Raw genomic sequence first — 13,222 nt, forward strand, 5'->3', positions numbered from 1 at the left:
GCGGCAGGTAGCCGTTGACCGGGCCCGGCACGGACATTCCCACGACGGCCACGGATTGTTCCGCGGCGGACAAGCCGCTCGCCCAGGTGAGTGAACGCGGGTTCGAGTTCCGCGCCCCATGAGACGCGGATCCCGGATCGGGTCGCCTGGAACAAGATCCTGGCCGCGTCCCAGACCACCAGCAACCCAGCCCACATATCCCCGGCTCGGCCTGGCGAAGTACCACCAGGGCGAGCCGGCGGCGAGCGGTGGGTCGACCGGAAGGCGGTCGACCCACCGTCCCTCATCCACGCCTGGAGCCGGAGCTGGTCCTAGCCGACCCTGACCAGGTCGAACCGGTCGAACACCATGACGTAGCCGGTGGAACTCGGGTTCTTTCCGACCGCCACGGCCCGGACGGTGTGGTTGCCCGCGGCCAGCGATACCGTGCCGTAGTCGGTCCCGTAGTAGCCCACGTTCCCGTACCCGTCCTGCGGTGGGCCGACCATGACGCCGTCGATGTAGAGGGCGTGGAACGCCCGGTTGGTGAGGCGCTTGAGAACCGCGCGCAGGTCGTAGACGCCGGAGGTGCTCACCGGGAGGGTGAACTGGAGGTACTGGCCCCTGGCGGTTCCGTCCAGGGCGGCCGCCGCACCGCCGCTGGCCCCGGCCTCGGTGAAGACCCGGCCGGCCAGGCCCGGCGAGGCGGTCATCGGCAGCGACTCCGCCTCGTACCGAGTGACCGGCGCGCTGGTCGTGGCCGGGGTGACCAGGACCTTATACACGGCGTTACCCGGCAACGTGCCGAGTGGGACCGTGGCGCCGCCCGAGGCCAGCGTCACGTCCGCGTCGAACACGACAGTCGGCGCGGAGAGGGTCGACGCGTTGCTGATCCGCTCCGCCCGCACGTGCACGACATTGGACAGCGCCAGCGCCGACGCGTTGTTGAGTCGTAGCGACACGTCCTGGTCGCCGGCGGTCTGGTTACCGATCAGTAGTACGCCGCGGCGCTGCCCGGTGTCCAGCGAGCCGAGCGCGTCGACAGTGGTCGCCGAGGACGAGGTGACGTTCACCATCCGGCCGGTCATCGTCTTGTAGGTGTTGTAGTTCCACCAGACGCCCTTGGGCAGGGTTCCGGTCGCCTTGTCGGCGGAGTTGCCCAGCGTGGCGATGAAGTTGCTGTCGTCGCCGATGTAGTCCCAGTCCGAGGTCAGCGCGTCCTCCAGCCCGTTGGGGACGCTGCGTTCGAACTGGGCGAGCCAGCGGACGTTCGGTCCCGCCGCCCAGGCGTCCGGGTTGCCGTAGCTGCTGCCCTGGTACTCGGTGATCGCGATCGGCATCGGGGTGATGCCGTTGGCCTGCATCCAGCTTCTGATCTGGGCCGTGTGGCCGGGCACGTCCGTCGTGGTCGGGTTCAGTTCGTGCCAGGACAGGACGTCGGGCAGGCAGCGGTTGTCTCGGCAGTAGATGAGGAACTGCTGCAGCTTGGTGAAGTTGTAGGCGCTCAGTTCCGGAGCCTCGACCCGGTACGACGAGTTGCGGGCCTTCACCGCGTCGTAGGCCACCTTGTGTGCTTGGAAGTAGGTGGTGGTGTAACGGCTCCCCCACTGCGCTTCCGGCTCGTTCCAGGGAATCCAGGCATTGACCCGGTAGCCCTTCTGCTCCGCCTCCGACACGACGCCGTTGACGATGGTCGTCCACGTGCTGAAGTTGCCGTTGTCACCCGGGCGGTAGCTGCGGTACGGGCTGCTCGGGTTCGCCGTGTAGTAGTAGAGGCCGACCCGCAGGTTCGCGCCGGTCGCCGAGACCCGCTGGTACGTCGCGGTGTCGTAGAGGCTCGGCAGGTTGGGGTGGTAGTCGGCGCCTCGCAGCGACCTGACCTTCACGCCGTCCACGAGATACTGCGCGGGCGAGGTCGCCGAGATTCCGTGCAGGAAGCCGCTGGCGATCTGGGTGGCCGGGCCCCGGTCGGCGCCGTAGTCGACCGTGATGGTGCTGGTGGCCGCCGCCTGCGCCGCCGGGGCCTCGACCGCGGCCAGGCCGGCGGCCACGAGGATGCCGGCGGCGACGGCGGTGAACGTACGTCCTGCTCTGACGGATGTCATCGATCTCCTCCTGGGAAGATCCGGGGACGGGAACCGCGGGCGCCGGACGTCCGGCGCGCGGGCGGAACGCGCACCGTGCGGCGGTGCACGGCGCGGTGGTGCGTGGTGCGGTGGTGCGAGTGGTGGGCCCGCACCGGTGGTGACGGTTCCGGTGGTCCGGCTGGCCGGCGACCGCGTTCAGGTCGCTTGGTAGGGGCTGAGTCGGCCGCACATGCCGAACGGCCGTTGGTCGGGCTCGGGCGCCGTCCGCATGCGGACGTTCGCCTCGGCCAGGTGCGCGCCCGAGCCGTCGGCCAGGCAGCGCAGGCGACGCCGGACCTCGCGAAGGGAGGCGGCGGGCCCGGCGTCGAGGATGCGGTGCCAGGCCGCGGTCCGGGCCGTGGTCAGGGACACCGCCGCGCGGTACAACTCCCGCAGCGACGAGGGGTCACCGGCGGCCAGGTCGCGTCGGATCGCGAGGTAGCCGCGCACCGCGAGGTCACGGCGGGCACGGGCGCGGCGTTCGGCCGCCGGTGAGGTGGCGGGCTCCGGCCCGAGACTGGCGGCTTCGGCGTACGCGGCGGGGTCCGCGAGGATCTCCGGTGGAAAGGTCAGGACGGCGTCCCCGGCCTCCGGCAGTCCGGAGTTCTCCATGATGACCACCACCCGCAGGTCGCCGAGGTTGACCGCCCGGTGCACGGTCCCGGGGGTGAACCAGACGACGGTGCCCGGCAGCAGTGGGGTGGTACCGGGGCCGGCGGGGGTCAGCGTGTGCAGCTCGCCGCGCCCGCCGACGACGACGTACGCCTCCGTGCATGCCGTGTGCAGGTGCGGCGATCCTCCGTGGCAGCCGTCGGAGGCCGCCCAGGGGTAGACCTCGAGCCCGGAGACTCCGACGCCGTTGGGCAGATTCACCACGGGTGCTCCTTCAGGTACCCCTCGACGCGATCGGCGTCCCACGTTCCGTCGGCGACCACCACGCGGTACCGACGTCGCAGGGTGGCGCCGGCGGGCACGGTCACCTCGTCGGCGAACGCCAGCGACGGGTTGATCGCCGGGAAGGGCTCGTTGCGGACGAACCAGACCGGCGGGCTGTCCTCGGCGCCCGGATCGGGGACCACGACCAGGGTCGAGGACGCGTCGACGACGTCGTGCGGGCCGGTGTAGGCGAGCCACGCCGCGCGCCGGCCCATCACCTGTGGCCCTTCCAGGCCACCGGCGGCGAGGATGGTGCCGCCGGTCAGGTCCCGTGGTCCGCGCCAGAAGAAGCCGCTGTAGCCGGCCGCCTCCCGACCGAAGACGGTGGGGCTGCCGATGTCCAGCCGCCCGCCGCTGACGTTGGTGAGCGCGGTGGCGACGGTGAGCTCCCAGGTGCCGCCCGCCGCGTCGGCATCGTGGACGGCGATGTCGCGCCGCTCCTCGATCCAGTGCCGGCCCCGGGCGTTGTGCCAGCGCACCTGCTCGGTCAGGTCGAGCCGGTCGACCCCGACGTCGAACCGGGAGAACGCGCGGTGTCGCAGCGAGCCGACGTTGTCCAGCCGGCGATAGCCCTCGTCCCGCACGTAGCTGTAGCCACCCCAGAAGTTGTCGCCGGACAGGTGGGAGATCGTCATCGCGAGGCCCTTGTGCCAGCGGTGGTCGTGCGGGCGATGCGCCGAGACGAGGTTGCCGGCGGTGGTGCGGATCGGATGGAAGAAGGGCGCCGGGCACTCCCACGGATCCGTTTCGGCGCCGTACACGTACGACATGAGTTCCTGGTGCCGCACGCTGACCGTCACGGCCGTGCCGATGTCGTGCCGAACCCGCAGCGCGGAGCTGTTCGGGAGGTCACGTGTCATGCGTTGCTCCTCGCCGGCGTCCAGCCGGCCGTGTCGCCGTGCAGGGCGTGGTAGAACGGGTTCGCCGGGACCAGTTCGTCCCGTCGGACCGACCGGCCGGTCAGGGCTGCCTGGTAGAGGGCGGTGACGAGTTCGAGGGTTCGCCGTGCGCTCGCCCCACTGGCTGGTGGGCGCACTCCGGCCCGCATCGCCGCCAACACCAGCGAGAACTGAGCCGTGTGTGAGCTGGGTACGTCGGCCTCCGGCGGCTGCCATCGCCGCTGACGGTCCTCGTCCACCTCCGGGGCGGCGGTGTACGTCCAGTCGCTGTTGCGGTAGCCGTACAGGTGGGTGAGTTCGACTGTCGCGTCGGACAGGTCGATCCGCAGGTAGCTCTCCTCACGGGGCGACAGGACGCTGTTGGTGATGCTGGCCAGCGCGCCGTTGGTGAACCGGAGCAGGGCGAGCGAGACGTCCTCGGTCTCGACGTCGCGGTCCAGCCGCCCGGCGATCGCGGTCACCTCCTCCCAGGGCCCGAGCAGGGTCAGCAGCAGGTCCATCTGGTGGATCCCGTGTCCCATGGTCGGACCGCCTCCTTCGGACGCCCAGCTACCGCGCCAGGGGACGGTGAAGTAGGCGGGCGGGCGGTACCAGGCGGTCGTGCACTGTGCCAGCAGCGGTCGGCCCAACTCACCCGCCGCGATCAGCGCGGCGGCGTGCCGCGCGGCGGAACCGAACCGGTGTTGGAACACCACCGAGGCGTACGCCCCGCTGGCCTCTTCGGCCACGGCGATCCGGTCGAACTCGGCGAGCGTGCGGCACGGTGGTTTCTCCACCCAGGCCCAACTGCCGGTGGAGAGGACTGTTTCGATCTGCCCGACGTGTTCGGCCGGTGGCGTGCACACGTGCACCAGGTCCGGTTGTCGCGCGGCGAGCATCTCGTCGAGATCGGTGTAGCCAGCGGTGATGCCGGCCAGCTCGCAGAACTCCGCGACCCGGGACGGGTCCGCGTCGACCGCGGCGACGAGTTCGACCCGGTCCCGGTGGGCCTGGATGGCGGGCAGGTGACTACTGGTGGCGATTCCGCCGGTTCCCACCACGGCCACCCGGATGGGCTCGTTTCGACGTGTCACGCGGCCGACTCCTTCGGGGTTGGTTCGATGGCGACGGGCTCACCGGCCGGACCGACGGTCCCGAGCGGCCACCGAGGTCGGATCGACGAACCGCAGGGCGACGAGCAGCAGCACGAGGGTGGTCAGCATGTAGACCACCGCCATGGCGTTGATCTCCTGCGAGGCGAGCTCGCCGGCCTGGACCGCCGCGCCGTACAGCGCGACGACAAGTGTCTGGCTGTCCGGTCCGGAGACGAGGAAGGTCAGTTCGAACTGGCCGACCACCCGGACCAGGGTCAGGACACCGGCCGCGAGCAGGCCGGGCACCAGCAACGGTCCGAGGATGTGCACGAAGACACGTCGGTTCGTCGCCCCGCATACCCGAGCCGCCTGCTCGACGCGGGGATCGATCTGCTCCACGAACGGGATGAGCACCAGGACCGCGAACGGGATGGCGGGAACCAGGTTGACCAGCACGATCCCCGCCAGGGTGTCGTTGAGTCTCAGCCGGTATACCAGGGTCGCCAGCGGCACCGCATAGGTCATCACGGGCACCACCTGCGGCACGAGGAACAGCAACAGGAGCAGCTTGCGGCCCGGGAAGGTCAGCCGGGCCAGCACGTACGCGGTCGGCAGCGCGACCACCAGCGTGACCGCCACGACGGCCACCCCGACCTCGACCGTGGTCACCAGCAGCTGTCCCAGGTCGAAGGTCACCCACGACTGCGCGTACCAGCGGGTGGTGTAGGTGCGCGGCAACCAGCCCTCGGCGAGCTGCGCGGTGAGCGAGGCGAGCAGGACGGTGGCCACGGCCAGCAGCAGGCCCCCGACGAAGAGCCAGAGCCCGCCCCAGGTGATCGCGCCGGTGAGCGTGTGGCGGATGGGCCGGCGTCCGGCTTCGGGGAGCGTCGCCGTGTTCTCCTCGGCGGACGTGACGGCGACGTCGGTCATCCCTTGCCCCCGCTGGTCGGCCCCCGGTGGAACAGACCACGCCCCCAGAGCACGAGGCCGAGGACGGCCAGCTGGACGACCGCCATGACCACGGCGGTGGCGGACGCGGTCGGGTAGTGCCCGTAGCTGTACTCGGTGTAGGCGATCTTCGAGAGCACGCGGGTCGGGCCGGCGTCGTTACCCACCAGGGTGGCCGAGGGGAACACTCCGAACGCCAGCACGAACGACAGGCAGAACGTGATCGTCATCCCGGGCAGCAGCAGCGGGAAGGTCACCAGCCAGAACCGCTGGGCGGGACGCGCACCGCAGACCGCTGCGGCCTGCTCCAGGCTGGGGTCGATGCCGGAGGTGTAGCCGACCATCAGCAGGAACGCGAAGGGAAGCCCGGTGAACACCAACGACAGCAGCACCCCGGTGAAGTTCCCGACCAGTTGCAGGGGCTGGTCGATCACCCCGGTGTTCAGCAACGCCCGGTTGAGCCAGCCGGACGGTCCGAGGAACTCCTTCATCGCCGAGGCGACGAAGACGGTGCCCAGGGTCATGGGCACCAGGACGATCGCCATGATGGTGCGCTTGGCGCGGACCCGCCGGCGCATGCGGTACGAGATCGGCACCGCCAGTGCGACGTTGATGATCGAGGCGGCGAGTGCCAGTTCCAGCGTGACCAGGATCGACTCGCGGCTTCCGTGGTTGTTCACCAGCCGGTCGGCGAAGAAATCGTGATAGGCCGAGTACCAGCCGTCCGCCCCCTGCAGGGACAGCCCGACGCCGTAGCCCAGTGGATAGACGAAGAACACGACCATGAACACCACGCCGGGTACGGCCAGCCACAGCGTCGGCGTGACGCCCCGCTGGCGGGCCCGGTCCCGCCAGCGGGGCCGGTACGCCTCGGCGTGGTCGGGACCGGCGGCGGCGGCTCCGGAGTGCCCGCTCGCCCTCACGACGGCTCCTGGCCGACCAGCAGGGCACGGTCGATGGCCGGCGCCGCCTCCGCGGGTGCGGGGAAGGTCCGGATCCGATCCGGCGCGACGACGGCGACCGCCCGTTCGCCGGGCCGGAACGGCTGGTCCGACCGACCGTGCAGCAGGTGGCCGCCGGGACCGGTCCCCTCGACGGCGAAGGTCCGGCCCTGATATTCGCACACGCGCACGTCGATCGACAGCTCGTTCCCCGTGCCGCCGCCGGATTCCCGGGTGATCAGCAGGTCCTCGGGTCGGATCATCGCGACGACGCTGCCCTGCTCCGGCAGGCCGCTTCCGGGGTCGTCGATCCGGAGCGCGACGGGACCGGCGTCGACCACCCCGGCGGTCAGCTTCCCCGGCACGCTGTTGCGGTAGCCCACGAACGCGGCCACGAACGCGTTGGCCGGCCGCTCGTACACCTCGGCGGGCGTGCCCACCTGCTGGACCGCCCCGTCGCGGAGCACCACCAGCCGGTCGGCCAGCGACAGCGCTTCGACCTGGTCGTGGGTCACGTAGATCGTGGTCAGGCCGAGCTGCTGATGCAGCGACCTGATCTCGGTGCGCAGATCCAACCGCAGGCTCGCGTCAAGGTTGGACAGGGGCTCGTCCATCAGGACCAGGCGCGGTTCGACGACGACGGCGCGGGCGATCGCCACCCGTTGCTGCTGGCCGCCGGAGAGCTGGCGGGGATACCGGTCGGCCTGGGCCCGCAGCCGTACGAGGTCGAGCGCCCGCCGGACCCGCTCGACCCGTTCGGGCTTCGGGCAGCCGCGCATCCGCAGGCCGAAGGCGATGTTGTCGGCCACGGTCAGGTGCGGGAAGAGCGCGTAGTTCTGGAAGACCATCCCGATGCCGCGCTTCTCCGGCGGCAGCCGGTCGATGCGCCGGCCATCGAGGCTGATGGCGCCGGTCGTCGGTTCGAGCAGTCCGGCCAGCAGGTTCAGCGCCGTCGACTTCCCGCAACCGGACGGGCCCAGCAGCGCCACGAACTCGCCGGCCGGAACGTCGAGGTCGAGGCTCTCCAACGCGGCGAACGAGCCGAACTTCCGGCGCAGGGCGCGGATCCGCAGCGCACCACCGGCGCTGTGCTCACCGGTCATTTCTTCGAGCCGATCAGCTTGTTCCAGATGTCGTACTTGGCCTGGACGTGGTCGCCGACCACGGGATTCCTGACCTGCGCCGTCGCCAGGAGCCGCTGGTTGAAATCGGGGCTCCCGAACTGCTGGTACCGCGTCCGCGCATCCGCAGGAGCCATCGACAGGTCCACTCCCTGGACCGGGAAGGCCGCGCGGAACGGAATCGTCAGCGCCTGATGCTGGGGTTGCAGCAGATACGTGATCAGGGCCAGCGCGACGGCCAGGCGATCCGGGTCCACACCCTTCGGCACGGCGGCCCACTGCGCCACCTCGATCGTGTACGGGTTGTCGAAGGCCTGTAGGGCGAAGTGGCTACCGAGCACACCCTTGGCCTTCATCTGGACGTCGAATCCGGTCTCACTCACCGCGATGTCGAGTGATCCCTTGGCGAGCGCGTCGAAGGTGTCGACGGTCTTGGTGGCGTACGGCGCCGTGTACCTGTTCAGCTCCTCCAGATACGCCCAGGTCTTCGTCCAGGTCGACGGGTCGGCCGGATTCGTGTCGCCGAGCATGTGGGGCAGCGCGTCGGTGAACTGGTTGGCCGGCCCGCTGCCGGTCGGTACGGCCGCGTACCCGAATCGGCCCGGATGGGCCTTCGCCCAGGCCAGCAGGTCCTGCGCGGTCTTCGGCGGGTGCGGGACCGTCCGGGTGTTGTACGCGAGCACCGGGCCGTCCGGCTGACCGGAGATGATCATGCCGTTGCCCGCCAGGGCGTCCTGCAGTTGTCGGGCGGCCGGCGTCATCACGGTGGCGGGATCGGGCAGGGCGGAGGCATAGCCGGGCAGCAGCGGTACGACGGTCTGCTGCTTGGCGAGCAGGGACAGCCCCTCGGTGCCGGTGAGCACCAGATCGTCGGTGACGTTGCCCGACTGCTGCTGGGCGTAGAGCTTGCCGACGACGTCGCTCGGGGTACCGCTCTCGTACCGCACCGACGACACGAACTGCGGATGTTCCTTGGCGAAGTTCTCGATGATCGGCTTGGTCAGGGCGAGGACCCCGGACACGTCCAGGATGCGGAGTTCGACCGGCTCGGACGGCAGGGCCGGCACCGTCGTCGGCGGGGCCGCGATCGGGGCGCGGTCCGGTGCGGCACAGCCGGTGACGGCCGCGAGAGCAAGAGCGGTGGCGAGCGCGGCGGATCGGTAACTCGTCATGGTCGATCCTCCTGAACGGACGTGGAAAGTTGACGCCGACCGACGTGGACACCCCGTGATTCGACGGACGCGCGAGCACACCCGACGCGGGTCGTGTCGACACGGTGGCTGCGCCCGGGCCGGACGCGCCGGAACCGAGCGCAGTACCCTACTGACGGATGGCGACCGGCGTCAATGAGCCGACCGCTCTCGGTTCTGTCGAGGATCCACAGCAAAATTAGACTGACGTCTATGTGATGGCCAAGAATAGTGATCGATCACTTTTCTGTCAACGCCCATCGCTCACCGGCTCTAACCAGGGGGTATGAGAAAGATGGCCATCGGGCAACCCGCACCGGACGGCCGCACCGGAAGGGCCGCCACGATCCACGAGGTCGCTCGCGCGGCCGGCGTCTCCCACCAGACCGTCTCCCGCTTCCTCAGGGGTCAGGGAGGGCTCAAGCCCCAGACGTTGCAGAAGGTCACCCAGGCCATCGAGCGACTCAACTACCGGCCGAACCTCGCCGCGAGGTCGATGCGGACCCGGCGGTCCGGCCGGGTCGCCGTGGTGCTGCCCGGACCCGCCGACGTCGTGCCGACGCGGCTGCTCAACGGCGCCGCCGACGTGGCCCACGAGTTCGGATACCTGCTGGACGTCGTCGGGCTGGAGGGAGACGCGTCGGCCAGGGCCGAGCGGATACGCATCCTGCTGCACCCCGAGAACGTGGACGGCATCCTGTCCTTCACTCCGCTCACCACCGGGATGGCGGGCGTCGATGTGGCCTCCTTCCCGGTGCCGGTGGTTGTCGAGGGCGAGTACGACGACAACATGCGGGCGCAGGGCCTGCTGGCGGACGCCTCGCCGATGGCCGAGATCGTCCGTCGGCTCGCCGCCGACGGCCACCGGCGCTTCGTCCACGTGGCCGGCTCCGACCTGTGGGCCTCCGCGCGCAACCGTCGCACGGTCTACGAGACGACCATCGCGCAACTCGGCCTCACCTCCTGCGCCGTGGTCCAGGGCGACTGGACCGTGCGCTCCGGCTGGGAAGCCGCCACCACGGTGATCCCTCGGTGCGGGGCCACCGCCGTGCTCGCCGCCAACGACCGGGTCGCCTTCGGGGTCATCCAGGGCCTGCAGAGTCTGCACGTCGACGTGCCCCGGCAGGTCAGCGTCGTCGGCTGGGACGACGAGGAGATCGGCAGGTTCATGCGTCCCACGCTGTCGACCGTCAGCATCGATCGGGAGCGGCAGGGCAGGGAGGCGATGGGTCGGCTCCTCGCCCTCCTTCGCGGCGAGGAGCCGACCAGCCTTCCGACCCCTTCCGGTCTCAGCCGCCTGGTGCTACGCGAATCCACCGGCCCGGCACCGACCGGTTGAACCCACCACGCTCAACCCGAGAACGGGGATCAGACAGCGGTCACGCTCCACTGCAAGTTGGTGCTGCTGTCCGGCGCCCACATGCCCACCGTCGATCCCGACGTGGCGTTGCCCGCCCCGTCCAGGGCCGTGCCGGTGCCCCGGTTGACGAGCTGGTAGCGGCCGTTGCCCATGCTGGTCAACCGCCACTGCTGGTTGTTGCCGCCGTTCCACGGCGCCTGCAACGCGCTGGCCCCGTTCGCCGTGTTGCCCCAACTGTCGATCACCATGCCGTTGGTGCGGTTCACGATCCGGTAGTAGCCGCCGCCGACGTCCACCAACTGCCAGTGCAGGTTCGTGCTGCTCCCGTCGCTCCACTGCTTCACCACCGCGCCCGACGCGACGCTGCCACCGCTGTCCAGCACCAGACCCGTCGTCACGTTCTTGATCTTCACGTAGCCGGTCGGCGTCGGACCCGTGCCGGGCGCGGGGATCTGGCCGGAGAAGGTCAGCTTCACCACGTACGCCAAGGCGCTGAACGGGGCGTTGGACGACGGCATGGTCAGGCGCAGGCCGCCGCCGTCCTGGGTGCGGGGCAGGTCGATGTAGGTGCCCGCGGTGGTGCCCAGCAGCCGCGCCGACGTCAGGTTACCCAGGTTGATCCGGTTCGAGCCGAGCGTGGCGATGGTCAGCGTGGCGCCCGGCCAGCCCAGCACGGTCGCGTACAGGACGGTGTTGTCCTTGCTGCGGGTGAAGCGGATGTCCTGCGCGTTGCCCTCGCGCGGCGCCTGGAACGAGCCGCCGCCCATCTGCGTCGGGCCCTCGCCGAAGGTCGACCACGCTCGCGTGTTGTAGAGCCCCTCGCCGAAGCGACGCAGGTGGTCGCCGAAGCCCTGGAGGATGGTGCGCTGGCCGGCGGGGATGGTGCCGTCGGCCATCGGGGCGATGTTGAGCACCATCGTGCCGTTCTTGCTGACCCGGTCGATCAGCGCGTGCAGCAGCGCCTTCGTCGAGTAGTAGCCGATGCCCTGGGTGTAGCACCAGCTGGAGCTGGAGACGCTGTCGTCGGTGAGCCAGTACGGGGTCTGGATGCCGGCCGGGCCGCCGCGTTCGTAGTCGTAGACCTCGCCGCGGTTGTTGAACCCGTCCTTGTAGGTGGCGACCACGTCCCTGTTCCAGGACACGGCCTTGTTGTAGTAGTAGGCCAGGAACTCCAGCCGGCGCCACTCATCGATCCGGCCGATGTAGAGGTCCTGCCAGATGAGGTCGGGCTGGTAGCCGTCGATGACCTCACGCAGCTTGTCGGACCAGAGCTGCTGCTCGGTGGCGGCGTCGAGCTGGCCGTACAGCTTGCGCAGCGTGGTGCTGGACTGGGCCGGCACATACTGGTAATAGCCGCCGAAGTTCCACTGGTGGTGCATCGACACGAACAGCTTGAGGCCCTTGGCGCGGATGGCGTCGGCGTGCAGCCGCAGCAGGTCCAGCTTCGGGCCGAGGGCCACCGAGTTCCACTCGTTGACCCTGCTGTTCCACATCGAGAAGCCGTCGTGGTGCTCGGCGACCGGGCCGGCGAACTTCGCCCCGGCGTCGGCGAACAACTGCGCCCACTCGTTGGGATCGAAGTTGCCACCGGTGGACTTCAGCTTCGGGGCGAACTGGACGAAGTTGCCGGCCTTGTCGCGGGCCCCGTTGATGAAGTTGTGGTACGGCCACGCGGACGGGTCGCCGTACACGCTCTTGTGGTGGTTGTTCTCCGCCGAGCCGGTGTTCCACATGTTGCGCGGGTACCACTCGTTGCCGAACGCCGGGACGCTGAACGCGCCCCAGTGGTAGTAGATGCCGAACTTCGCGTCCTGGAACCACTCGGCGGCCGGCGGGTGCTGGTCGACCGAGGCCCAGGTGGCGGTGTAGCTCTGCGGCCCCTCGGTGGCCAGCGCCAGACGCGCGTGGGTCAGGCCGGTCGCGGTGGCGAGGCCGGTGAGCCCGACGGCGGCGAGCAACCGGCGGCGGCTCAGGTGCGGGGTGGTGAGGTCCATGGGTGGGCGGTCCCTTCTCGTGGTTCGGAGTCGAAGCCGGGGCGGAAGGACGGTGCAGGCGGCCAGCTTCGGATGTCACCTGCGCTCGTGCGTGATGCGCCCGCCTACCGCAGCCGCGGTCGCCCTCCGTCGGCGCCGGCGTGGAAGATCGACGCCGGCGCCGACGGAGGCGGGTCTCCGGCCGTCAGGCGCGGGACCACTGCATGCTGGTGGCGGAGCCGCACGTGCGCTGCTCCAGGGCGGCGCCCGCGGCGGTGGAGCCGTTGACGACGTTGAGGCACTTGCTGCTGTTGAGGTTGACCAACTGGTAGTAGCCGTCGCCGGTCGAGCGCCAGGTGAACGTCTGATTCGCCCCACCGTGGCAGGTGTACTGGACGATCTGCGCCCCGTCGGCGGTGGAGAAGTCGCGCACGTCCACGCACTTGCCGCTGTTGACGCTCTGCAGGGTGACGTTGCCGCTGCCGGCGTCGTTGAACCGCCACTGCTGCCAGGCGTTGCCGTTGCTGGTCCACTGGCCGATGACGGCCAGGTCGTTCAGGTTGGGCGACTGCACGTCGATGACCTGGCCGCTGTTGCGGTTGGTGACCCGGTACGACGCGGCGGGAGTGCTGCCGGTGGCGAACTGCCACCAGTCGAGGTTGAACAGGTCACCGCC

The 13,222-nt window shown here is 70.1% G+C and carries 11 protein-coding genes; 1 reads left to right on the plus strand and 10 read right to left on the minus strand.

Annotated elements, in window-relative coordinates; genetic code table 11:
- Window positions 1-311: 311 nt before the first annotated feature.
- The 8 genes from ACVMYR_RS32795 to ACVMYR_RS32830 all read right to left on the minus strand — a co-directional run bounded on the left by ACVMYR_RS32795 (window position 312) and on the right by ACVMYR_RS32830 (window position 9,195).
- Window positions 312-2,084: a hypothetical protein gene (locus ACVMYR_RS32795; protein ID WP_343448534.1), complete on the minus strand. Its 1,773-nt coding sequence runs from the start codon at window positions 2,082-2,084 to the stop codon at window positions 312-314.
- Between the two features lie 177 nt (window positions 2,085-2,261).
- The gene (locus tag ACVMYR_RS32800; protein WP_144420411.1) at window positions 2,262-2,981 is read right to left on the minus strand and encodes a cupin domain-containing protein; all 720 of its coding nucleotides are present in this window, start codon (window positions 2,979-2,981) and stop codon (window positions 2,262-2,264) included.
- Window positions 2,975-3,901: a DUF6807 domain-containing protein gene (locus ACVMYR_RS32805; RefSeq protein WP_043968206.1), complete on the minus strand. Its 927-nt coding sequence runs from the start codon at window positions 3,899-3,901 to the stop codon at window positions 2,975-2,977. Before ACVMYR_RS32805 ends, ACVMYR_RS32800 begins: the two co-directional genes overlap by 7 nt.
- Complete coding sequence (locus ACVMYR_RS32810) at window positions 3,898-5,013, minus strand: Gfo/Idh/MocA family protein (RefSeq protein ID WP_043968205.1); 1,116 nt, start codon at window positions 5,011-5,013, stop codon at window positions 3,898-3,900. The genes ACVMYR_RS32805 and ACVMYR_RS32810 overlap by 4 nt, the downstream gene beginning before the upstream one ends.
- A 39-nt stretch (window positions 5,014-5,052) precedes the next feature.
- Window positions 5,053-5,943, minus strand: a complete 891-nt coding sequence (locus tag ACVMYR_RS32815; RefSeq protein ID WP_457123670.1) for an ABC transporter permease — start codon at window positions 5,941-5,943, stop codon at window positions 5,053-5,055.
- Window positions 5,940-6,884, minus strand: a complete 945-nt coding sequence (locus ACVMYR_RS32820; protein ID WP_043968204.1) for an ABC transporter permease — start codon at window positions 6,882-6,884, stop codon at window positions 5,940-5,942. The genes ACVMYR_RS32815 and ACVMYR_RS32820 overlap by 4 nt, the downstream gene beginning before the upstream one ends.
- Complete coding sequence (locus ACVMYR_RS32825; protein ID WP_043968203.1) at window positions 6,881-8,005, minus strand: ABC transporter ATP-binding protein; 1,125 nt, start codon at window positions 8,003-8,005, stop codon at window positions 6,881-6,883. The genes ACVMYR_RS32820 and ACVMYR_RS32825 overlap by 4 nt, the downstream gene beginning before the upstream one ends.
- Window positions 8,002-9,195, minus strand: a complete 1,194-nt coding sequence (locus ACVMYR_RS32830; RefSeq protein ID WP_052503945.1) for an extracellular solute-binding protein — start codon at window positions 9,193-9,195, stop codon at window positions 8,002-8,004. Before ACVMYR_RS32830 ends, ACVMYR_RS32825 begins: the two co-directional genes overlap by 4 nt.
- A 304-nt stretch (window positions 9,196-9,499) precedes the next feature.
- Here ACVMYR_RS32830 and ACVMYR_RS32835 point away from each other — a divergent pair, with 304 nt between their 5' ends.
- Window positions 9,500-10,552 carry a LacI family DNA-binding transcriptional regulator gene (locus ACVMYR_RS32835; RefSeq protein ID WP_199486145.1) on the plus strand — a complete coding sequence of 351 codons (1,053 nt, stop codon included), beginning with the start codon at window positions 9,500-9,502 and terminating at the stop codon, window positions 10,550-10,552.
- Between the two features lie 29 nt (window positions 10,553-10,581).
- Here the strand turns inward: ACVMYR_RS32835 and ACVMYR_RS32840 are convergent, their stop codons facing one another.
- Together ACVMYR_RS32840 and ACVMYR_RS32845 are read right to left on the minus strand one after the other, a co-directional pair.
- Window positions 10,582-12,567, minus strand: coding sequence for an alpha-L-fucosidase (locus ACVMYR_RS32840; protein ID WP_387164561.1), 1,986 nt, complete (start codon window positions 12,565-12,567; stop codon window positions 10,582-10,584).
- A 184-nt stretch (window positions 12,568-12,751) separates the two neighbouring features.
- The coding region (locus ACVMYR_RS32845) for an RICIN domain-containing protein (RefSeq protein ID WP_457123671.1) at window positions 12,752-13,222 on the minus strand (471 nt) is incomplete at its 5' end.

The organism is Micromonospora sp. PTRAS2 (assembly GCF_054052245.1).

Excerpts from the sequence above, each read along its gene's own strand:
- ACVMYR_RS32835 (WP_199486145.1), top strand. The coding sequence starts at position 9,500 with ATGAGAAAGATGGCCATCGGGCAACCCGCACCGGACGGCCGCACCGGA.
- ACVMYR_RS32795 (WP_343448534.1), bottom strand. The coding sequence starts at position 2,084 with ATGACATCCGTCAGAGCAGGACGTACGTTCACCGCCGTCGCCGCCGGC.
- ACVMYR_RS32805 (WP_043968206.1), bottom strand. The coding sequence starts at position 3,901 with ATGACACGTGACCTCCCGAACAGCTCCGCGCTGCGGGTTCGGCACGAC.
- ACVMYR_RS32825 (WP_043968203.1), bottom strand. The coding sequence starts at position 8,005 with ATGACCGGTGAGCACAGCGCCGGTGGTGCGCTGCGGATCCGCGCCCTG.
- ACVMYR_RS32840 (WP_387164561.1), bottom strand. The coding sequence starts at position 12,567 with ATGGACCTCACCACCCCGCACCTGAGCCGCCGCCGGTTGCTCGCCGCC.
- ACVMYR_RS32830 (WP_052503945.1), bottom strand. The coding sequence starts at position 9,195 with ATGACGAGTTACCGATCCGCCGCGCTCGCCACCGCTCTTGCTCTCGCG.
- ACVMYR_RS32815 (WP_457123670.1), bottom strand. The coding sequence starts at position 5,943 with ATGACCGACGTCGCCGTCACGTCCGCCGAGGAGAACACGGCGACGCTC.